This window comes from Pseudomonas yamanorum, assembly GCF_013386765.1.
GTDB classification, from domain to species: Bacteria; Pseudomonadota; Gammaproteobacteria; order Pseudomonadales; family Pseudomonadaceae; genus Aquipseudomonas; species Aquipseudomonas yamanorum_A.
Genome location: NZ_JACARE010000038.1, coordinates 161,423 through 182,309, shown reverse-complemented (window position 1 = coordinate 182,309; position 20,887 = coordinate 161,423). Strand labels below are relative to the sequence as shown.

The window sequence follows — 20,887 nt, the reverse complement described above, 5'->3', positions numbered from 1 at the left end:
TCTGCGCATCAGGTACAATTCCCGGCTATTTTTCAGCGGGCAGTCTGCCTGCAGCCTTTTTGAGTGTTGATCCGTGAGTGATTTGAGTCATATCCGCAATTTCTCCATCATCGCCCACATTGACCATGGCAAGTCGACGCTGGCCGATCGATTCATCCAGATGTGCGGCGGCCTTGCCGAGCGTGAAATGGAAGCCCAGGTGCTGGACTCCATGGACCTCGAGCGCGAGCGCGGGATCACCATCAAGGCCCACAGCGTTACTCTGTATTACACCGCCAAAGACGGTATCAAGTACCAGCTCAACTTCATTGACACCCCGGGCCACGTCGACTTCACCTATGAAGTCAGCCGTTCGCTTGCGGCCTGTGAAGGTGCGTTGCTGGTAGTGGACGCGGGCCAGGGCGTTGAAGCCCAGTCCGTCGCCAACTGCTACACCGCCATCGAGCAAGGCCTGGAAGTGATGCCGGTGCTGAACAAGATCGACCTGCCGCAGGCCGATCCGGACCGCGTCAAGGAAGAGATCGAGAAGATCATCGGCATTGACGCCACCGACGCCGTCGAGTGCAGCGCCAAGACCGGCCTGGGCGTCGACGAAGTGCTCGAGCGCCTGGTCAAGACCATTCCAGCCCCCACCGGCAACTACGAAGATCCGCTGCAAGCGTTGATCATCGACTCCTGGTTCGACAACTACCTGGGCGTTGTGTCCCTGGTACGCGTGCGCCACGGCCGTGTGAAGAAGGGCGACAAGATCCTGGTCAAATCCACCGGCAAGATCCACCTGGTGGACAGCGTCGGTGTGTTCAACCCCAAGCACACCGCAACCGTTGATCTGAAAGCCGGTGAAGTGGGCTTCATCATCGCCGGTATCAAGGACATCCACGGTGCACCGGTGGGTGACACCCTGACCTTGAGCTCCACCCCTGACGTCGACGTGCTGCCGGGCTTCAAACGCATCCAGCCGCAGGTTTACGCCGGCCTGTTCCCGGTCAGCTCCGACGACTTCGAGGATTTCCGCGAAGCCCTGCAGAAGCTGACCCTCAACGACTCGTCGTTGCAGTACACCCCGGAAAGCTCCGACGCCCTGGGCTTCGGCTTCCGCTGTGGTTTCCTGGGCATGCTGCACATGGAAATCATCCAGGAGCGCCTCGAGCGTGAATACGACCTGGACCTGATCACCACCGCGCCGACGGTTATTTTTGAGCTGGCGCTGAAAACCGGTGAAACGATTTACGTCGACAACCCGTCCAAGCTTCCGGATCTGTCTTCCATCGAAGACATGCGTGAACCGATCGTGCGGGCCAATATTCTTGTGCCGCAAGAGCACCTGGGCAACGTCATTACCCTGTGTATCGAAAAGCGTGGCGTACAGCACGACATGCTGTTCCTCGGTACCCAGGTGCAAGTGACCTACGATTTGCCGATGAACGAAGTGGTCCTGGACTTCTTCGACCGTCTCAAATCCACCAGCCGCGGCTATGCTTCGCTGGATTACCATTTTGACCGTTACCAATCAGCTAATCTGGTGAAGCTGGATGTGCTGATCAACGGCGACAAGGTAGATGCCCTGGCGCTGATCGTGCACAAGGACAACGCGCACTACAAAGGTCGCCAGTTGACCGAAAAGATGAAAGAACTGATTCCGCGCCAGATGTTCGACGTCGCGATCCAGGCCGCCATTGGCGGGCAGATCATTGCACGGACCTCCGTCAAGGCACTCAGAAAGAACGTACTGGCCAAATGCTATGGCGGCGACGTCAGCCGTAAGCGCAAGCTGCTCGAGAAGCAAAAGGCCGGTAAAAAACGCATGAAGCAAGTGGGCAACGTGGAAATTCCACAAGAAGCCTTCCTTGCGGTGCTCAGGTTGGATAGTTAGGTCCTATGTCACTAAATTTCCCGCTGTTGCTGGTCATCGCCGTTGCCGTTTGCGGTCTATTGGCGTTGCTCGATCTGGTGTTCTTCGCCCCGCGTCGCCGGGCAGCCATCGCGTCCTATCAGGGCAGCGTCAGCCAGCCCGATGTGGCGGTGGTCGAGAAACTGAACAAAGAGCCGATGCTGGTTGAATACGGCAAGTCGTTCTTCCCGGTGTTGTTCATCGTGCTGGTGCTGCGTTCGTTTCTGGTGGAACCGTTTCAGATCCCTTCGGGCTCGATGAAACCTACCCTGGACGTGGGCGACTTCATCCTGGTGAACAAGTTTTCCTACGGGATCCGCTTGCCGGTGATCGACAAGAAGGTGATCGAGGTCGGTGACCCGCAGCGCGGCGATGTGATGGTGTTTCGCTACCCAAGCGACCCGAACGTCAACTACATCAAGCGTGTAGTGGGCCTGCCGGGCGACGTGATTCGCTACACCAGCGACAAGCGCCTGTTCGTCAATGGCGAGTCGGTGGCAGAAAAACTGATCGGTTCCGAGCCGAACACCCTGGGCAGCGCCGAGCTGTACCAGGAGAAGCTCGGGGCGGTAGAGCACGAAATCCGCAAGGAAATGAGCCGCTACCGTTCGCCGCCTGACAACCAGTGGACAGTGCCTGCCGGGCACTACTTCATGATGGGCGACAACCGCGACAACTCCAATGACAGCCGTTACTGGGATGACCCCAATATTCCCAAGGACCTGCTGGGCATGGTCCCCGACCAGAATATCGTCGGCAAGGCCTTTGCGGTCTGGATGAGTTGGCCGGAACCCAAGCTCAGCCACCTGCCGAACTTCTCGCGGGTCGGGCTGATCAAGTAATCCATGCGGCGCTGTGAACACAGCGCCGAATGCTTTTCTGGGGCTTGGACAAAGTCCGGCTCCATGCAGCAACCACCAGGATTTGAATTTGAACACAGCGTTAATCGTCGCAGGCCACCGGTGCCTCGAACTGAATGTGGGTAAACCGTGAGCGTTTCTCTAAGCCGTCTCGAGCGTCAGCTCGGCTACACCTTCAAGGATCAGGAATTGATGATCCTTGCCCTTACACACCGCAGTTTTGCCGGGCGTAACAACGAGCGCCTGGAATTCCTCGGTGATGCCATCCTCAATTTCGTTGCCGGTGAAGCCCTGTTCAATCGCTTCCCGCTGGCCCGCGAAGGCCAGTTGTCGCGCTTGCGTGCGCGCCTGGTGAAAGGCGAGACCTTGGCCGTGCTGGCCCGTGGTTTCGACCTGGGTGATTACCTGCGCCTGGGCTCCGGCGAGCTGAAGAGCGGCGGTTTCCGTCGCGAGTCGATCCTGGCCGACGCCCTTGAAGCGCTGATTGGCGCGATCTACCTCGATGCGGGCATGGAAGCGGCCAAGGAGCGCGTCGTCGCCTGGCTTTCCACCGAAATCGAAAGCCTGACGCTGGTAGACACCAACAAAGATCCCAAGACCCGCCTGCAGGAATTCCTGCAGTCCCGTGGTTGCGACCTGCCGCGTTACGAAGTGGTGGATATCCAGGGTGAGCCGCATTGCCGAGTGTTCTTCGTCGAATGTGAAATCACCTTACTGAATGAAAAAAGCCGAGGTCAGGGTGTGAGCCGTCGTATTGCCGAACAGGTAGCGGCCGCTGCAGCACTGATTGCCCTGGGCGTGGAGAATGGCCATGACTGATTCAACCGCAACTCGCTGTGGCTATGTTGCCATCGTCGGCCGTCCCAACGTGGGCAAGTCCACGTTGCTGAACCACATCCTGGGACAGAAGCTGGCGATCACCTCGCGCAAGCCTCAGACCACCCGCCACAACATGCTGGGCATCAAGACCGAAGGCGCCGTCCAGGCTGTGTACGTCGACACCCCGGGCATGCACAAAGGCGGCGAAAAGGCCCTTAACCGCTACATGAACAAAACCGCTTCGGCGGCGTTGAAAGACGTCGACGTGGTGATCTTCGTGGTCGACCGCACCAAGTGGACCGACGAAGACCAGATGGTTCTGGAGCGCGTGCAGTACGTCACCGGCCCGTTGATCGTCGCGTTGAACAAGACCGACCGCATCGAAGACAAGGCCGAGCTGATGCCGCACCTGAGCTGGCTGCAGGAACAACTGCCGAACGCCCAGATCATGCCGATCTCGGCCCAGCACGGGCACAACCTCGAAGCCCTGGAGCGTGTGATCGCCGGCTACCTGCCGGAGAACGAGCACTTCTTCCCGGAAGACCAGATCACCGACCGCAGCAGCCGTTTCCTCGCCGCCGAACTGGTACGCGAGAAAATCATGCGCCAGATGGGTGCCGAGCTGCCGTACCAGATCACCGTCGAAATCGAAGAGTTCAAGCAGCAGGGCAAGACCTTGCACATCCACGCGCTGATCCTCGTTGAACGTGACGGCCAGAAGAAAATCATCATTGGCGACAAGGGCGAGCGCATCAAGCGCATCGGCACCGAAGCGCGCAAGGACATGGAATTGCTGTTTGATTCCAAGATCATGCTTAACCTGTGGGTGAAGGTTAAGGGTGGTTGGTCCGATGATGAGCGTGCGTTGCGTTCGTTGGGTTACGGCGACCTGTAAGCCCCGGCCGGATTTGTGGATGAGGGGCTTGTTGTGGCGAGGGAGCTTGCTGTGGCGAGGGAGCTTGCTCCCGCTGGGGCGCGAAGCGCCCCCAATCCATTCGCCCGGGCCCCTCAGCTAAAACGCGGTGCCCGGTTTTAGGGCTGCTTCGCAGCCCAGCGGGAGCAAGCTCCCTCGCCACAGCAAGCTCCCTCGCCACAAATGCGCTTTGTCACATTGGCTTCTCTTTAGAGACTCTTACTCCCATGTCTCAAACCCCACCCACCGGCCAACCCGCCTACGTCTTGCACAGCCGCGCCTACCGCGAGACCAGCGCCCTGGTGGACTTCCTCACGCCCCAAGGCCGCCTGCGCGCAGTATTGCGCAGCGCACGCGGCAAGGCCGGCACCCTGGCCCGCCCCTTTGTGGCCCTGGAAGTGGAGTTTCGCGGACGCGGCGAGTTGAAGAACGTCGGCCGCATGGAAGCTGCCGGCGCCTCCAACTGGCTCAACGGTGAGGCGCTGTTCAGCGGCCTCTACCTCAACGAATTGCTGATTCGCCTGCTCCCCGCCGAAGACCCGCACCCCGGCGTCTTCGATCACTACGCCGCCACCTTGCTCGCCCTCGCCGAAGGCCGCCCTTTGGAGCCGCTGCTGCGCGCGTTCGAATGGCGCCTGCTGGACGACCTCGGCTACGGCTTCGAACTGAGCAACGACCTGCACGGCGACCCCATCGCCGCCGACGGCATGTACCGCCTGCAAGTCGACGCGGGCCTGGAGCGCGTCTACCTGCTGCAACCCGGCCTGTTCCAGGGCACAGAGTTGCTGGCCATGAGCGAAGCCGACTGGACCGCCCCCGGCGCGTTGTCTGCTGCCAAGCGCCTGATGCGCCAGGCCCTGGCCGTGCATTTGGGCGGTCGGCCATTGGTCAGCCGCGAGTTGTTTCGAAAGCCCTGACATCCCCGTGTATGCTGTGCAGCGATTCCTTCCCTCTTCAGGAGCGCTTTTCGTGACCACCAGCAATCGCATTCTTCTCGGCGTGAACATCGACCACGTAGCCACCCTGCGCCAGGCCCGGGGCACCCGTTACCCGGACCCGGTCAAGGCCGCGCTGGACGCCGAAGAAGCGGGCGCCGACGGCATCACCGTGCACCTGCGCGAAGACCGCCGCCACATCCAGGAGCGCGACGTGTTGCTGCTCAAGGACGTGCTGCAAACCCGCATGAACTTCGAAATGGGCGTCACCGAAGAGATGATGGCGTTCGCCGAGCGCATCCGCCCGGCGCATATCTGCCTGGTGCCGGAAACCCGCCAGGAACTGACCACCGAAGGCGGCCTCGATGTGGCCGGCCAGGAAGCGCGGATCAAGGCGGCCGTGGAGCGTCTGTCGAAGATCGGCAGTGAAGTCTCGCTGTTCATCGACGCCGACGAGCGCCAGATCGAGGCCTCGCGCCGTGTCGGTGCCCCGGCCATCGAACTGCACACCGGCCGTTACGCCGACGCGACCACGCCGACCGAAGTCGCCGACGAATTGCAGCGCATCATCGACGGCGTCAACTGCGGCCTGGCCGAAGGCCTGATCGTCAACGCCGGCCACGGCCTGCACTATCACAACGTCGAAGCGGTGGCCGCGATCAAGGGCATCAACGAGCTGAACATCGGCCACGCGCTGGTGGCTCATGCGCTGTTCGTCGGGTTCAAAGGTGCGGTCGCCGAGATGAAGGCCTTGATTCTGGCCGCCGCCAAGGCCTGAAATAACAACGATCCAATGTGTGACTTGTGTGGGAGCCGGGCTTGCCTGCGATGGCATCACCTCGGTATTTCAGTTGCACCGAGGTGATGCCATCGCAGGCAAGCCAGCTCCCACACTAAGGCCGCTCCCACATGTGGCAATGCGAACCCTTACTGTTTAGGTGATGCCGGTGTATGGTATCTGCCCTTTGCGGGGCTCGGACCCGCTGCAGATACGTGAGGTTGTTGTGTCCCAATCGTTTTCCCGTCGACAAATCCTGGGTGGTCTTGCCGGTCTCGCGGTGGTGGGCGTCGGTGCCGGTGGCGCCTACCGCTATTGGCTGGGTAAAGTCGCCGAGGCCGAGGCGGGGCACGATTACCAGTTGATCGCCGCACCGCTGGACGTGGAATTGGTGCCGGGGCACAAGACCCAAGCCTGGGCCTTCGGCCCCTCGGCGCCGGGCACCGAATTGCGGGTGCGTCAGGGTGAATGGCTGCGGGTGCGGTTTATCAACCACCTGCCGGTGGCCACCACGATCCATTGGCACGGCATTCGCCTGCCGCTGGAGATGGACGGCGTGCCATACGTCTCGCAACTGCCGGTACTGCCGGGCGAATACTTCGACTACAAATTCCGCGTGCCCGATGCCGGCAGCTACTGGTATCACCCCCACGTGAACAGCAGCGAAGAGCTGGGCCGTGGCCTGGTGGGCCCGCTGATCATCGAAGAACGCGAACCCACCGGTTTCAAACACGAACGCACCCTGAGCCTGAAAAGCTGGCACGTGGACGAAGAGGGCGCCTTTGTCGCCTTCAGCATTCCCCGCGAAGCAGCCCGGGGCGGCACTGCCGGACGCCTGTCGACCATCAACGGCGTATCCCAGGCGGTGATCGATTTGCCGGCCGGGCAGATCACCCGGGTGCGCCTGCTCAACCTCGATAACACCCTGACCTACCGCATCAACATCCCCGACGTTGAAGCGCAGATCTATGCCCTGGACGGCAACCCCATCGAGCCGCGCCCGTTGGGCAAGGAATACTGGCTGGGCCCGGGCATGCGCATTTGCCTGGCGATCAAGGCGCCGCCTGCCGGTGAAGAATTGTCGATCCGCAACGGCCCGGTGCGCCTGGGCACCTTCCGCTCGGTGGCCAGCACCGACACGGCGACCGAATGGCCACCTGCGCTGCCCGCCAACCCGATTGCCGAGCCGGACCTGGCCAATGCCGAGAAACTCAACTTCAATTTCGAATGGGTTGGATCGGTCTCGGTGAACGTGGACAATAAGCCGCCGAGCCTGTGGCAAATCAACGGCCAGGCCTGGGACATCACCGACAAGACCTGCGCCGACCGCCCGATTGCCAAGCTTGCAAAGGGCAAGAGCTACATTTTCGAATTGAAGAACATGACCCAGTACCAACACCCGATCCACCTGCACGGCATGAGTTTCAAGGTCATCGCCTCGAACCGCCACAAGGTGATTCCGTACTTCACCGACACCTACCTGCTGGGCAAGAACGAACGTGCCCGCGTGGCGCTGGTGGCGGATAACCCGGGTGTCTGGATGTTCCACTGCCATGTGATCGACCACATGGAAACCGGCCTGATGGCCGCCATCGAGGTGGCGTGATGCGCCAGTTTCGCCCCACGGCGATTATCGACCGCAGCCGCGACCAGGACTTCATGCGTGAAGCGCTGGCCCTGGCGGCCCAAGGCGCGGCGCTGGGTGAAGTGCCGGTGGGCGCGGTGCTGGTGCAGGATGGCGAGATTATCGGGCGGGGTTTCAACTGCCCCATCAGCGGCAACGATCCGAGTGCGCATGCAGAGATGGTCGCGATTCGCGCGGCCGCCCAGGCGGTGAGCAATTACCGGCTGCCGGGCAGTACGCTGTATGTAACGCTGGAACCGTGCAGCATGTGCGCCGGGCTGATCGTGCATTCTCGGATTGCCCGGGTGGTGTACGGCGCGCTGGAGCCAAAGGCCGGGATCGTGCAAAGCCAGGGGCAGTTTTTTACCCAGGTTTTTCTCAATCATCGGGTGCTGTATGAAGGCGGGGTGTTGGCCGAGGAGTGCGGGACGGTGTTGAGTGAGTTCTTCAAGGCTCGCCGCGCCAAGCCAACACTCTAATCAACCCTGAAGATTCAATGTGGTAACCCGATCAATGTGGGAGCTGGCTTGCCTGCGATGCAGGCACCTCGGTGTATCAGCCGAACCGAGGTGATGGGATCGCAGGCAAGCCAGCTCCCACATTTGATCTCCATTTTTCCAGGGAGATTTGTGGGTTACTTCCTGGCGACGATGACGGCCCGCATCGGCGCCGGCAATCCTTCGACAGTCTTGCTGTGATCCTCAGGGTCCAGGAAATCGCTCAGGGACTGGTACTTCATCCACTCCGTTCCGCGCTGTTCCTCAATGGTGGTCACGCTCACATCCACACAGCGCACATCGCTGAAGCCTGCACGGCGCAGCCACAGCATCAGCGCCGGCACCGACGGCAGGAACCATACGTTACGCATCTGCGCGTAGCGATCTTCCGGCACCAGCACCTGCTGCTGATCGCCTTCAACCACCAACGTCTCCAGCACCAGTTCACCGCCCTTGACCAGGCAATCCTTCAGCGCCAGCAAATGCTCGATCGGCGAACGGCGGTGGTAGAACACGCCCATGGAAAACACCGTGTCGAAGCCTTCCATATTCGGCGGCAAATCTTCAAACGGGAATGGCAGGTGCCAGGCCTTAGGCGCGGGCAGGTAGCGCTGCACCGCCTGGAACTGGCAGAAGAACAGCCAGTTCGGGTCGACGCCAATCACGCTGTCGGCCCCGGCGCCGAGCATGCGCCACATGTAATAGCCGTTGCCGCAGCCCACATCGAGGATGCGCTTGCCCTTGAGGTCCAGGTGCGGCGCGACCCGCGACCATTTCCAGTCCGAACGCCATTCGGTGTCTACGTGCACGCCGAACAGGTCGAACGGGCCCTTGCGCCACGGGCACAGGCCCATCAGCGCGGTGCGCATTTGCGCGCGGGTGTCGTCGTCGCAATCGGTGTCGAGCACCAGGCCGTTCAGCAGGTCGATTTCACTGGGCATGATCTTCGGCAGCGCATCCAGCGCGCTTTGCCAGCGCTCCAGGTCGCCGTGACCCTTTTCCATCTTCGCATCGAGTTGCGCTTGCAGGCCCTGGGCCCAAACGGCCAGGGGAGTGCCGACCAGATGGCGGGCGAGGGGAGACAGATCAATCATGGCAAGGCAATCAACGAGGCAAAGTTAAGACACTGGAACCACGGCACGACTTTCGAGAACCCGGCCGCCAGCAGGCGTTCGCGGTGTTCTTCGAGGCTGTCGGGCTTCATGACATTTTCGATGGCGCTGCGTTTCTGGGCGATTTCCAGTTCGCTGTAGCCGTTGGCGCGCTTGAAGGCGATGTGCAAATCGGTGAGCAGTGCGTGTTCTTGCGAATCATTGAAGCGCAGCTTTTCCGAAAGGATCAACGCGCCGCCCGGCAGCAGCGCCTGGCGAATGCGCGAGAGTAAGGCCAGGCGCTGTTCGGGTGCGATAAATTGCAGGGTGAAGTTCAGCGCCACCACCGAAGCCGGCTGGAATTGCAGCGCGAGGATATCGCCCTCGATCACTTCCACCGGCAGCAACTCCTGGAACATCGAGTCCTGGCCGTTGAGGTATTCGCGGCAACGCTCGACCATCGCCGCCGAGTTATCCACAGCGATTACCCGGCAGCCGTCGGTGCGCACGTGACGGCGCAGGGCCTGGGTCACGGCGCCGAGGGACGAGCCGAGGTCGTAGAGCACGCTATTGGGTTGGGCAAACTGCGCCGCGAGCACGCCGAGGTTTTCGACGATGGTCGGGTAACCGGGCACCGAGCGCTTGATCATGTCCGGGAAAACCCGCACCACGTCTTCGTTGAAGGCGAAGTCCGGCACCTGGGGCAGGGGCTGGGCGAATAGGCGATCGGGTTCTTTGCTCACGGCTGTTCCGGCGACGAAGGGGGAAAGCCCGGCATTTTAGCCAACTTGCTCCTCGGATGCGCGGGTTGTCTGATGGAACGCCGACGCGGTAATGCCCCACTGCCCCAGCCAATAGCTGACGATCAGTAAATACGGCGCGGCCTCAAACGCCACCACAAACCGATTGATGCCGATCAGCGTGTCGGAAAACACGAACGACGCCGCACCTGCCGCCGCCAGGTACGCCGAGCGCTTGGGCACATCGCTGCCCAATCGCGCCAGCGCGCGCCAGAGCATCGCGCTGATCACCAGTGCGTAAACCACCACCGGCACCAGCAACGGGCCCAGGCCGTGGGAAATCAGAATGCTCAGCAAGATCGCGCCCACTACCAGCGCCAATACCAGCGGCAAGATCGCCGGGCGACGGCAGTCGCTCAAGTAGGCTTTCAGGTATGCCAGGTGCGCGAATAAAAACGCACCCAGGCCGAAGATGAACAAATCGCCGGGCCAGGCCAGCAGCACATCGCCCACCAGGGAAAAAATCAGCCCCAGGCTGATCCAGCGTCGATAGTCGGTGGGCGGCGCATCATGCAGCCAGCCCAACAGCGCCAGCACCGGCAACGGCTTTACCAACAGGCAGAGCAGGGTGGCGTGGGTGCTCAGGCCGTAGATAAAGGTTACCGCCCCCATCAACGCAAGGATCATCCATGGCATATCAGTTCACCGTAATGGCGCAGTCGAAGGTTTCGGCCGGTTCAGCTTCCGGCTCCCAGGGCTGTTGTGAGGTGAGGCGCAAACGGCCCTGGCCCGCATTGAAGGCCTGGAAGCGCCAGGTGGATTGACCGCCACTGCCGATCACGCCGGTGTCTTCGGTGTTGCTGTAGACCTCGGGGCTCAGGCTGCGCAGCACGCCGCCGGCCGAGTCCTGGATGGCCCAGCGGTAACCGGTGGTGGGGTTGCTGGGCAGGGTCAGGATCAGGTTTTGCCCGGTCTTGAGTTGCAGCGGGCAAGCGCTCTGTTTTTCCACGGTGACGTTTTGCTTCGGCGCACTGGCACAGGCGGCGAGCAGGCAAAGGCTCAGGGGGAGAAGCAGGCGGGCAGCGGTCATGGGGGCTCCGTTGTTTGGCGACGAAGGGCGAGCATAACCGAAGATGAGACAAGGTGTGACAAGCGAGGAAGTTGTGTTGATAGGGCTGGCGCTATCGCGGGCAAGCCCGCTCCCACATTTGACCGCGTTGTCATTAACAACACCGATCCCTGTGGGAGCCGGGCTTGCCCGCTATGGCGCCAGCTCAGGCACTACATAATTATCAGAACAACACCTTCGCCACATCCGCAAAGCGTTTGGCAAAGTGCACCGTCATGCCTTCCTTCAGGTACTCCGGCAATTCCTCAAAACTCCCGCGATTAGGCTCCGGCAAAATCAGCTCGTGAATCTTCTGGCGCCGCGCCGCAATCACTTTCTCGCGCACCCCGCCAATCGGCAGCACATGCCCGGTCAACGTCAGTTCACCGGTCATGGCCACGCCTTTTTTCGGCGGCTGGTTGCGCGCCAGCGACAGCAATGCACTGGCCATGGTCACCCCGGCGCTCGGGCCGTCTTTGGGTGTGGCGCCTTCCGGCACGTGCAGGTGCACGAAGGCTTCGTCGAAGAATTTCGGGTCACCGCCAAACGATTTCAGATTCGAGCTGATGTAGCTGTAGGCAATCTCGGCCGATTCCTTCATCACATCACCCAATTGCCCGGTGAGCTTGAAGCCACGGTTGAGCGTGTGAATGCGCGTCGCCTCGATCGGCAAGGTCGCGCCGCCCATGCTGGTCCAGGCAAGGCCGGTGATCACACCGGTGCCCGACAGTACCTGCTCGTTACGGAACACCGGCATGCCCAGTGAAGCTTCCAGGTCCTTGTTGCCGATCTTGATCACCGAGTCCGGCTCATCCAGCAGCTTGACCACCGCCTTGCGCACCAGTTTGCCCAGCTGTTTTTCCAGCTGGCGCACACCGGCTTCCCGGGCGTAGCCATCGATCAGGGCGCGCAGGGCACCGTCGCTGATAGACAGGCTGTTTTTCGACACACCGGCTTTTTCCAACTGCTTGGGCCACAGGTGGCGCTTGGCAATCGCGACTTTTTCTTCGGTGATATAGCCCGACAGGCGAATCACTTCCATCCGGTCCAGCAGCGGGCCGGGGATTGAATCCAGGGTGTTGGCGGTGCACACGAACAGCACTTTGGACAGGTCCAGGCGCAGGTCCAGGTAGTGGTCGAGGAATTCGACGTTCTGTTCCGGGTCCAGGGTTTCGAGCAGGGCCGAGGCCGGGTCGCCCTGGTAGCTCTGGCCCATCTTGTCGATCTCGTCGAGCATGATCACCGGGTTCATCACTTCCACATCTTTAAGCGCTTGTACCAGCTTGCCCGGCATGGCGCCGATGTAGGTGCGGCGATGGCCCTTGATCTCGGCCTCGTCGCGCATGCCGCCGACACTGAAGCGGTAGAACGGCCGGCCGAGGGATTCGGCGATCGACTTGCCCACGCTGGTCTTGCCCACGCCCGGCGGGCCTACCAGCAACACGATGGAGCCGGCGACTTCGCCTTTATAGGCGCCCACTGCGAGGAATTCGAGGATGCGGCTCTTGATGTCGTCCAGGCCGGCGTGGTGTTTGTCGAGCACTTTGCGGGCGTGCTTGAGGTCGAGTTTGTCCTCGCCATACACGCCCCATGGCACCGAGGTGGCCCAGTCCAGGTAGTTGCGGGTGACCGCGTACTCCGGCGAACCGGTTTCCAGGATCGACAGCTTGTTCATTTCTTCGGTGATGCGTTTCTGCGCCTGGGTCGGCAGTACCTTGTCCACCAGGCGTTGTTCGAACTGTTCGACGTCGGCGCTGCGATCGTCCTTGGTCAGCCCCAGCTCTTGCTGGATGACCTTGAGCTGTTCCTTGAGGAAGAACTCGCGCTGGTGCTCGCCGATCTTGCGGTTCACTTCGGCGGAGATTTCTTTTTGCAGGCGCGCGACTTCGACTTCCTTGCGCAGCATCGGCAGGACTTTTTCCATGCGCTTGAGCATGGGTACACAGTCGAGCACTTGCTGCAGCTCGGTGCCGGTGGCCGAGGTGAGGGCGGCGGCGAAGTCGGTCAGCGGCGACGGGTCGTTGGGGCTGAAGCGGTTGAGGTAGTTCTTCAGCTCTTCGCTGTACAGCGGGTTGAGCGGCAGCAGTTCCTTGATCGCATTGATCAGCGCCATGCCGTAGGCCTTGACCTCGTCGGTCGGCTGGGTCGGCTGGTGCGGGTATTCGACTTCCACCAGGTACGGTGGGCGGTGGTGCTTGAGCCAGGTCTTGATCCGCACGCGGGTCAGGCCCTGGGCGACGAATTGCAGTTTGCCGTTTTCACGGCTGGCGTGGTGCACCTTCACCAGGGTGCCGTACAGCGGCAGGCTGGAGGTGTCGAAATGGCGCGGGTCTTCAGGCGGGGTTTCCATGAAGAACAGGGCAAGGGAGTGGTGCTCGGATTTGCTCACCAGTTCCAGGGTTTCGGCCCACGGCTCTTCATTGACGATTACCGGCAACACCTGCGCCGGGAAGAACGGCCGATTGTGGATCGGGATGATGTAGACCTTGTCGGGCAGGTTTTGCCCCGGCAGCGCCAAGCCTGTGTTGGCGGAAGTGTGTTCAGCGTTTTCCGGATCGGCGTAGTCGTCGAGGTCGATGTCCGGGAATTCTTGCTGGTCGCTCATGGGGCACCTGCATAAGGAAGTATGCAGGTTAGATGGGGCGGGTCGGCAGTGGTTTCAATGGGCGAGGGTAGTTAGCAACAAATTGCATGAATTCAGCTGAGTTTGTGCAGGTAGGCCGGTAAAGGCTGCTCAGGCAGCACCGACAGCACCTTCAACCGTTGCAACATCCGCTGCCGGGCCCGTTGCAGGTGCTCGCGCAGGTTCAGCGCGGCGGCGTCGAAGGCGCCGTGCAGCAGCAACTCCAGGATCAGCCGGTGCTCGGCCAGCATCGCCGGGTCGGCGCCGATACCCAGCAGCCGGTAGAAAATCCGGCTGATGATCATCGGGCTCTGCCCCTGGCGGATCAGCGCGGCGATCTTGCGGTTTTGCAGGCCCGCGAGGCAGTGCTGGTGCAGGTCTTCCTCGATCTGCTCGATCTCTTCCAGGCTGCAATGGGCGCTGTCCTGTGCATCGAGCACCCGTTGCAGCATGGCTTGCAGCAGGTCGCGATCGAGGTTCGGCGCGCTCTGGCGCAGGGCTTCGGGCTCGAGGCAGGCGCGCAGTTCGTAGTCTTCGGTGACTTCCCGGGCGGTCAGTGGCCCGGCCAGCCATTGGGAATAGGGTTCCTTTTCCACCAGGCCACGGTCTCGCAGGCGCATCAGCGCTTCACGCACCACCGCGCGGCTGACGTTGTAGTGCTCGGCGGCGGCCTGTTCATCGAGGCGGTAATGGCCGAAGGCGATGCAGGTAGACAGTGCTGCGCCGATCTCCTCGACGATGCGCTCCCCCAGCGGCCGGGTGTCTACCAGTTCATCCTCACCGTTGAGGCCCAGGTGCGCGTGGCTCAGGGGCAGGCGTAGCGGCTCCATGTCCAGGCCATCGGGATTGATCAGGTAACCCCGGCCATCGAAGCGGCAAATCAGCCCTTCGTCATGCAACAGGTTCAGGGCCTTGCGCACCGGTACCCGACTGGTGCCGAACAGCTCGGCCAGCGGCGCTTCCAGCAACACCAGGCCATGGCGGGCGGTGCCGTGGGTAATGGCATCGCGCAAAACCTGGTGAATCATCGCGTAACGGGAAGCCGAGGCTGACACTGCTTTCATCGGGTTCTCTGGAGCAAACGGGTCGGTGGCCGGGGATTCTCTCATAGTTGCGCCTGTCACTCTGCGCCACGTCGGTGGCACTTTTTTGGGGCCTTCAGGGAGTGAATGTTACTTTTCTGCACCAAAATGTACTTATTAATAAAAGATACATTATTTCATTGTGGACGAACGCCAAGCATCAACGGCTATTTCTTTTGATGTTAAAAACCTATCTATCCCGTGGGTCTGATCCAAAGTGCCGGATCCGCCAAACACTCTTCCCACAAGACTGGCACGAAAGCTGCCTTTGTAAAATGTACATTTTATTAATATGTACGTTTTTAAAAGGTCATTCCCATGTCAGACGCCACTTCACTGGCCGAGGATTTCGCCAGCGGTCGCAGCGACCCGGTGCAGGCCCTTGAGCAGGCCCTTGTTCAAGCGAGCATGGTTCCCTGCGTATTCATCTGCCTGACCGCCGAGCGCGCCCGGCGTGAGGCCGAAGCGTCCGCTGCCCGTTGGCGTGCCGGTCAGCCTTTGAGTGTGTTCGATGGCGTGCCCCTGGCCTGGAAAGATTTGTTCGACGTGGCCGGCAGCATCACCACGGCGGGTGCCGCCTATCGCGGCAACGCGCCGGCGGCGTTGCTGGATGCGCCGAGTGTTGGCCTGTTGTGCCGCGCCGGCATGGTCAGCGTGGGCAAGACCAACCTCAGCGAGCTGGCGTATTCGGGCCTCGGCCTGAACCCGCATTTCGGCACGCCGCACAACCCGAGCAGTATCGATCAGCCACGGATTCCCGGCGGCTCATCCTCGGGCTCGGCGGTCGCCGTGGCTGCCGGTATCGTGCCCATCGCCATGGGCACCGACACGGCCGGCTCCATCCGCATTCCCGCCGCGTTGAATGGCGTGGTCGGTTATCGCAGCAGTTGCCGGCGCTACAGCCGCGACGGCGTATTCCCGCTGGCCCATACCCTCGACAGCCTCGGCCCGCTGACCCGTAGCGTGCGCGATGCACTGGCCATCGATGACCTGCTCAATGGTCGCGACCAGCGCCAGCCACGCCAGGCCCGCAGCCTCCATGGCCAGCGTTTTTGGGTTGAACAGAGTGTGCTGCAAGACGCCCGGGTCGAGCCCGCGGTGCGCGACAACCTGCAGCGTTGTGTCGACCAATTAAAAGCCGCAGGCGCACTGATTGACGTGCGCCCCTCAAAGACCTTCCAGGCCACCCTCGACCTGATCCAGCACCAGGGCTGGCTCGGCTCTTTCGAAGCGTTCGCACTCCACGAATCCCTGCTCGACAGCCCCGACGCCGAGCAGCTCGACCCCCGGGTACGCCGTCGCCTTGAAGCCGCCCGCACACTGCCGGCCAGCCAACTGCTGGCGCTGTACGACGCCCGCCGCCGCCTGCAACAGCAGCTTGTGGACGAGCTCGACGGCGCGATCCTCATCACCCCCACCGTGGCCCACGTGGCCCCGGCCCTGGCGCCACTGGAAGCCGACGACCAACTGTTCGTCAGCACCAACCTCGCCACCCTGCGCCTGACCATGCCCGGCAGCCTGCTGGACATGCCTGGCGTCAGCCTGCCCAGCGGCCGCGATGCCCTGGGCCTGCCTACCGGCCTGCTGCTCAGCGCCCCCAGCGGTGAAGACGCGCGCCTGCTTCGGGCTGCCCTGTCGGTTGAAACAGCCCTCACTTTTTAAGGAGACACATCATGGCTAAAGACATTCTCTGTGCATTTGGCGTCGACGTTGACGCGGTCGCCGGCTGGCTCGGTTCCTATGGCGGCGAAGACTCCCCGGACGACATTTCCCGTGGCCTGTTCGCCGGTGAAATCGGTGCGCCGCGCCTGTTGAAACTGTTCGAACGCTACGGCCTGCGCACCACCTGGTTTATTCCCGGGCACTCGATGGAAACCTTTCCCGAGCAGATGAAGGCCGTGGCCGACGCCGGCCACGAAATCGGCGTGCACGGCTACAGCCACGAAAACCCCATCGCGATGACCGCCGAGCAGGAAGAAATCGTCCTCGACAAGTCCATCGAACTGATCACCCAGGTCACCGGCAAACGCCCCACCGGCTACGTCGCGCCATGGTGGGAATTCAGCAAGGTCACCAACGAACTGCTGCTGAAAAAAGGCATCAAGTACGACCACAGCCTGATGCACAACGACTTCCACCCGTACTACGTGCGCAAGGGCGACACCTGGACCAAGATCGACTACAGCCAGCACCCCGACACCTGGATGAAACCCCTGGTGCGCGGCGAAGAAACCGACCTGGTGGAGATCCCGGCCAACTGGTACCTCGACGACCTGCCGCCGATGATGTTCATCAAGAAAGCCCCCAACAGCCACGGCTTCGTCAACCCGCGTCACCTGGAAGAAATGTGGCGCGACCAGTTCGACTGGGTCTACCGCGAGCACGAACACGCAGTGTTCACCATGACCATCCACCCCGACGTGTCCGGCCGCCCGCAAGTGCTGCTGATGCTTGAGCGGCTGATCGAACATATCCAGAGCCATGCCGGCGTGCGCTTCGTCACGTTCGACGAAATCGCCGATGACTTTATCCGCCGCCAACCGCGTACCTGATACCTGTAACCAACCCCTGGCCAACCTCCCGAGGCGCGATTCATGTCTATCTACAACAAGCTTGATCTGACTGGCTGGAAACCCCGGCAACTGACGCCCAAGGAAGTGCGTTTCGCCACCTGGATCGCGTTTTTCGCCTGGGTGTTTGCGGTGTATGACTTCATCCTGTTCGGCACCTTGCTGCCGGAAATCGGGCGGCACTTTAACTGGGGTGAAGTGGAGCAAGCGGAGATTGCGACATGGGTGGCGGTCGGCACCGCCGTGGTAGCGCTGGCCATCGGTCCGATCGTGGACAAGCTGGGTCGGCGCAAGGGGATTATTTTCACCGTGGCCGGTTCAGCGATCTGCTCGGCGCTGACCGCCATTGGCGGCGCGTGGGGCAAGTCGTCGTTGATCCTGATCCGTTCGCTGGGCGGCCTGGGTTATGCCGAGGAAACCGTCAACGCAACCTATCTGAGCGAGCTGTACGCCGCGTCCGATGACCCGAAGCTGGCCAAGCGCCGTGGCTTTATCTACAGCCTGGTGCAGGGCGGCTGGCCGGTGGGCGCGTTGATCGCCGCCGGTTTGACCGCGCTGTTGTTGCCGGTGATCGGCTGGCAGGGCTGCTTCGTGTTTGCGGCGATCCCGGCGATTGTCATTGCCGTGATGGCGCGCAAGCTCAAGGAGAGCCCACAGTTCCAGATTCACCAGCGCATCAGCGAGCTGCGTAAAAGCGGCGCGGTGAAAGAAGCGCAAAACGTCGCCGTGACCTACGGCGTGGACTATGACGAACACAGCAAGGCCGGCCTCAAGGCTGCATTCCGTGGCCCGGCCCGTCGTGCAACATTGGTGATCGGCGCAGCGCTGTTGCTCAACTGGGCGGCCATCCAGGTGTTCAGCGTGCTTGGCACATCGGTGATCGTCAGCGTGCACCACATCTCGTTCGAGAACTCGCTGATCATCCTCGTGCTGTCGAACCTGGTGGGTTACTGCGGTTACCTCAGCCACGGCTGGATGGGCGACAAGATCGGCCGCCGTAACGTGATCGGCCTGGGCTGGATGCTCGGCGGGCTGTCGTTTGCCGGGATGCTGTTTGGCCCGAGCAACATGGCGATGGTGGTCGGGCTGTACAGCCTGGGCCTGTTCTTCCTGATCGGGCCGTACTCGGCGGCGCTGTTTTTCATCAGCGAAAGTTTTCCCACCAGCATCCGTGCCACCGGTGGCGCGATCATCCATGCCATGGGGCCGATTGGTGCGGTGGTTGCCGGGTTTGGCGCGACCCAGGTGCTGTCTGCCGGCAGCGACTGGCAGACCGCTGCCCTGTGGTTCGGCGCGCTGCCGTGCTTCCTGTCCGGCGCATTGATGTTTGCCGCACGCCATGTGCGTCCGGAAACTGTCCAGTAAGGAGTTGATGTGATGAGTCGTAAAGTTGCCTTGATTACCGGTGCCGCCAGCGGCATCGGCCAGGCCCTCGCGGTGGCGTATGCCCGCAGCGGCGTGGCGGTGGTGGGCGGGTATTACCCGGCCGATCCTCACGACCCGCATCACACCGTCGCGCTGGTGGAAGAGGCCGGTGGTGAATGCCTGATGTTGCCGCTGGACGTGGGTGACACCGCGTCGGTGGACAACCTGGCGGCCCAGGCGATCCAGCATTTTGGTCGCCTCGATTACGCGGTGGCCAACGCTGGGTTGTTAAGGCGTGCACCGTTGCTGGAGATGACCGACGAACTGTGGAACGAGATGCTCAACGTCGACCTGACCGGGGTGATGCGCACCTTCCGGGCGGCGACTCGGCACATGCATGAAGGCGGGGCGTTGGTGGCGATTTCGTCGATTGCCGGTGGCGTGTATGGCTGGCAGGAGCACGCACATTACGCGGCGGCCAAGGCCGGTGTGCCGGGGTTGTGCCGGTCGCTGGCGGTGGAGTTGGCGCCGCTGGGGATTCGCTGTAATGCCGTGATCCCGGGGTTGATCGAGACGCCGCAGTCGCTGGACGCGAAGAACTCCCTGGGGCCGGAAGGGCTGGCGAAAGCCGCGCGGGCGATCCCGCTGGGCCGGGTCGGGCGGGCGGATGAAGTGGCGTCCCTGGTGCGGTTTTTGACCAGCGAGGAATCGAGCTACCTGACCGGGCAGAGCATCGTGATTGATGGTGGGCTGACCGTGCGCTGGCCGGATTGATGCGGTTTTAAGCCTGATGCAATTCAAGTGTGGGAGCTGGCTTGCCTGCGATACAGACAACTCGGTCCTTCAGATACGCCGAGGTGACGCCATCGCAGGCAAGCCAGCTCCCACAGGTAACACTCGACCCGTGGAGGAATAACAATGCCCCAACTCGCTAACCGCCGCGCCGTGATCACCGGAGCCGGCAGCGGCATCGGCGCCGCCATCGCCCGCGCCTACGCCGTCGAAGGCGCGCGGTTGCTATTGGCCGATCGCGACGCCGCAACCCTCGTCGAAACCGCGATCACCTGCCGCAACCTCGGCGCCGAAGTCCTCGAATGCGTGGCCGACGTCGGCACCGTCGACGGCGCCCAGGCCAGCGTCGATGCCTGCGTTGCCCACTACGGCGGCATCGACATTCTGGTCAACAACGCCGGCATGCTGACCCAGGCCCGTTGCGTCGACCTGACCATCGACATGTGGAACGACATGCTGCGCGTCGATCTCACCAGCGTCTTCGTCGCCAGCCAGCGAGCGTTGCCCCACATGATCGCCCAGCGCTGGGGCCGGATCATCAACGTCGCCTCGCAGCTGGGGATCAAGGGCGGCGCCGAGCTGACGCACTATGCGGCGGCCAAGGCCGGCGTCATTGGTTTCACAAAGTCCCTGGCGCTGGAGGTAGCCAAGGACAATGTGTTGGTCAACGCCATCGCACCCGGGCCGATTGAGACACCGTTGGTAGGCGGCATCAGCGACACCTGGAAACGCGCCAAGGCCGCCGAGTTGCCCCTGGGCCGTTTCGGCCTGGCGGACGAAGTGGCGCCCACCGCCGTGCTGCTGGCCAGTGAGCCCGGCGGCAATCTGTTCGTGGGCCAGACGCTGGGCCCGAATTCCGGCGATGTCATGCCATGAGCGGGCAATAAGCATGTGCGGACTCTGCGGCCTGCTGGGCGAAGACCTGCACTGGAGCGATCCCTTGGGCGATGAGTTGCCGCGCCGCCGCGAACGCCTGCGCCGGATCGCCGCGATCAATCAGGTGCTGGCGGTGTTCCGGCTCAAGGTCGAAGACTTCCAGGGCGCGTCCTATCTGCTGCTGGGCGCCACCGGCAAACAGGAATTGGCCAGCGGCCTGGATCAATTGTGGCGGGCGGCAGAGAACATGCTCGGTCGACCGCTGGACCCGTTGGACCCGCGTCTGCTGGATCATCTGGAGCTGTAGGAGCCCGGCTTGCCGG

At 62.1% G+C, this 20,887-nt stretch carries 20 protein-coding genes; 14 read left to right on the top strand and 6 right to left on the bottom strand.

Annotated elements, in window-relative coordinates; translation table 11 throughout:
* Positions 1-73: 73 nt before the first annotated feature.
* The 8 genes from lepA to tadA all read left to right on the top strand — a co-directional run bounded on the left by lepA (position 74) and on the right by tadA (position 8,299).
* Positions 74-1,873, top strand: a complete 1,800-nt coding sequence (gene lepA, locus HX875_RS26590) for a translation elongation factor 4 (RefSeq protein ID WP_169378422.1) — start codon at positions 74-76, stop codon at positions 1,871-1,873.
* Positions 1,874-1,878: 5 nt separating this feature from the next.
* The gene (gene lepB / locus HX875_RS26585) at positions 1,879-2,733 is read left to right on the top strand and encodes a signal peptidase I (protein ID WP_177047184.1); all 855 of its coding nucleotides are present in this window, start codon (positions 1,879-1,881) and stop codon (positions 2,731-2,733) included.
* A 147-nt stretch (positions 2,734-2,880) separates the two neighbouring features.
* Positions 2,881-3,570, top strand: a complete 690-nt coding sequence (gene rnc, locus HX875_RS26580; protein WP_003210434.1) for a ribonuclease III — start codon at positions 2,881-2,883, stop codon at positions 3,568-3,570.
* A complete protein-coding gene (gene era, locus HX875_RS26575) occupies positions 3,563-4,465 on the top strand; it encodes a GTPase Era (protein ID WP_003210432.1) in 903 nt (300 codons plus the stop codon). Before rnc ends, era begins: the two co-directional genes overlap by 8 nt.
* 245 nt (positions 4,466-4,710) lie before the next feature.
* Positions 4,711-5,400 (top strand): DNA repair protein RecO, encoded by a 690-nt coding sequence (gene recO, locus HX875_RS26570; protein WP_093201548.1) that lies wholly within the window; start codon positions 4,711-4,713, stop codon positions 5,398-5,400.
* A 52-nt stretch (positions 5,401-5,452) separates the two neighbouring features.
* Positions 5,453-6,196, top strand: a complete 744-nt coding sequence (gene pdxJ, locus HX875_RS26565) for a pyridoxine 5'-phosphate synthase (RefSeq protein ID WP_177047182.1) — start codon at positions 5,453-5,455, stop codon at positions 6,194-6,196.
* Positions 6,197-6,422: 226 nt separating this feature from the next.
* The gene (locus tag HX875_RS26560; RefSeq protein ID WP_177047180.1) at positions 6,423-7,802 is read left to right on the top strand and encodes a multicopper oxidase family protein; all 1,380 of its coding nucleotides are present in this window, start codon (positions 6,423-6,425) and stop codon (positions 7,800-7,802) included.
* Positions 7,802-8,299: a tRNA adenosine(34) deaminase TadA gene (tadA, locus tag HX875_RS26555; protein ID WP_177047178.1), complete on the top strand. Its 498-nt coding sequence runs from the start codon at positions 7,802-7,804 to the stop codon at positions 8,297-8,299. Before HX875_RS26560 ends, tadA begins: the two co-directional genes overlap by 1 nt.
* 155 nt (positions 8,300-8,454) lie before the next feature.
* On the opposite strand, the gene cmoB is transcribed toward tadA, so the two are convergent.
* The 6 genes from cmoB to HX875_RS26525 all read right to left on the bottom strand — a co-directional run bounded on the left by cmoB (position 8,455) and on the right by HX875_RS26525 (position 14,943).
* Positions 8,455-9,411: a tRNA 5-methoxyuridine(34)/uridine 5-oxyacetic acid(34) synthase CmoB gene (cmoB, locus tag HX875_RS26550; protein ID WP_177047176.1), complete on the bottom strand. Its 957-nt coding sequence runs from the start codon at positions 9,409-9,411 to the stop codon at positions 8,455-8,457.
* Positions 9,408-10,151: a carboxy-S-adenosyl-L-methionine synthase CmoA gene (gene cmoA / locus HX875_RS26545; protein WP_177047174.1), complete on the bottom strand. Its 744-nt coding sequence runs from the start codon at positions 10,149-10,151 to the stop codon at positions 9,408-9,410. Before cmoA ends, cmoB begins: the two co-directional genes overlap by 4 nt.
* Positions 10,152-10,187: 36 nt before the next feature.
* Entirely contained in the window at positions 10,188-10,844 is a 657-nt protein-coding gene (locus tag HX875_RS26540; RefSeq protein ID WP_177047172.1) for a lysoplasmalogenase, read from the bottom strand.
* 1 nt (position 10,845) lies between these two features.
* Positions 10,846-11,238 carry a protease inhibitor I42 family protein gene (locus HX875_RS26535; RefSeq protein ID WP_177047170.1) on the bottom strand — a complete coding sequence of 131 codons (393 nt, stop codon included), beginning with the start codon at positions 11,236-11,238 and terminating at the stop codon, positions 10,846-10,848.
* A gap of 202 nt (positions 11,239-11,440) precedes the next feature.
* Positions 11,441-13,861 (bottom strand): endopeptidase La, encoded by a 2,421-nt coding sequence (gene lon, locus HX875_RS26530; RefSeq protein ID WP_010176923.1) that lies wholly within the window; start codon positions 13,859-13,861, stop codon positions 11,441-11,443.
* 92 nt (positions 13,862-13,953) lie between these two features.
* Positions 13,954-14,943 carry a GntR family transcriptional regulator gene (locus HX875_RS26525; RefSeq protein WP_177047273.1) on the bottom strand — a complete coding sequence of 330 codons (990 nt, stop codon included), beginning with the start codon at positions 14,941-14,943 and terminating at the stop codon, positions 13,954-13,956.
* A 336-nt stretch (positions 14,944-15,279) separates the two neighbouring features.
* Between HX875_RS26525 and HX875_RS26520 the strand changes: the two genes are divergently transcribed.
* The 6 genes from HX875_RS26520 (at position 15,280) to HX875_RS26495 (ending at position 20,871) form a co-directional block, all read left to right on the top strand.
* Positions 15,280-16,623: an amidase gene (locus HX875_RS26520; protein WP_177047168.1), complete on the top strand. Its 1,344-nt coding sequence runs from the start codon at positions 15,280-15,282 to the stop codon at positions 16,621-16,623.
* Positions 16,624-16,634: 11 nt separating this feature from the next.
* Entirely contained in the window at positions 16,635-17,513 is an 879-nt protein-coding gene (locus tag HX875_RS26515) for a polysaccharide deacetylase family protein (RefSeq protein WP_003210406.1), read from the top strand.
* Between the two features lie 42 nt (positions 17,514-17,555).
* On the top strand, positions 17,556-18,896 hold the full coding sequence (locus HX875_RS26510; protein WP_177047167.1) for an MFS transporter: 1,341 nt from the start codon (positions 17,556-17,558) through the stop codon (positions 18,894-18,896).
* A 12-nt stretch (positions 18,897-18,908) separates the two neighbouring features.
* Complete coding sequence (locus tag HX875_RS26505) at positions 18,909-19,670, top strand: SDR family NAD(P)-dependent oxidoreductase (protein WP_088424088.1); 762 nt, start codon at positions 18,909-18,911, stop codon at positions 19,668-19,670.
* 144 nt (positions 19,671-19,814) lie between these two features.
* Positions 19,815-20,564 carry an SDR family NAD(P)-dependent oxidoreductase gene (locus HX875_RS26500; protein WP_177047165.1) on the top strand — a complete coding sequence of 250 codons (750 nt, stop codon included), beginning with the start codon at positions 19,815-19,817 and terminating at the stop codon, positions 20,562-20,564.
* A gap of 13 nt (positions 20,565-20,577) precedes the next feature.
* Positions 20,578-20,871 carry a hypothetical protein gene (locus HX875_RS26495; RefSeq protein WP_177047163.1) on the top strand — a complete coding sequence of 98 codons (294 nt, stop codon included), beginning with the start codon at positions 20,578-20,580 and terminating at the stop codon, positions 20,869-20,871.
* Positions 20,872-20,887: the final 16 nt, after the last annotated feature.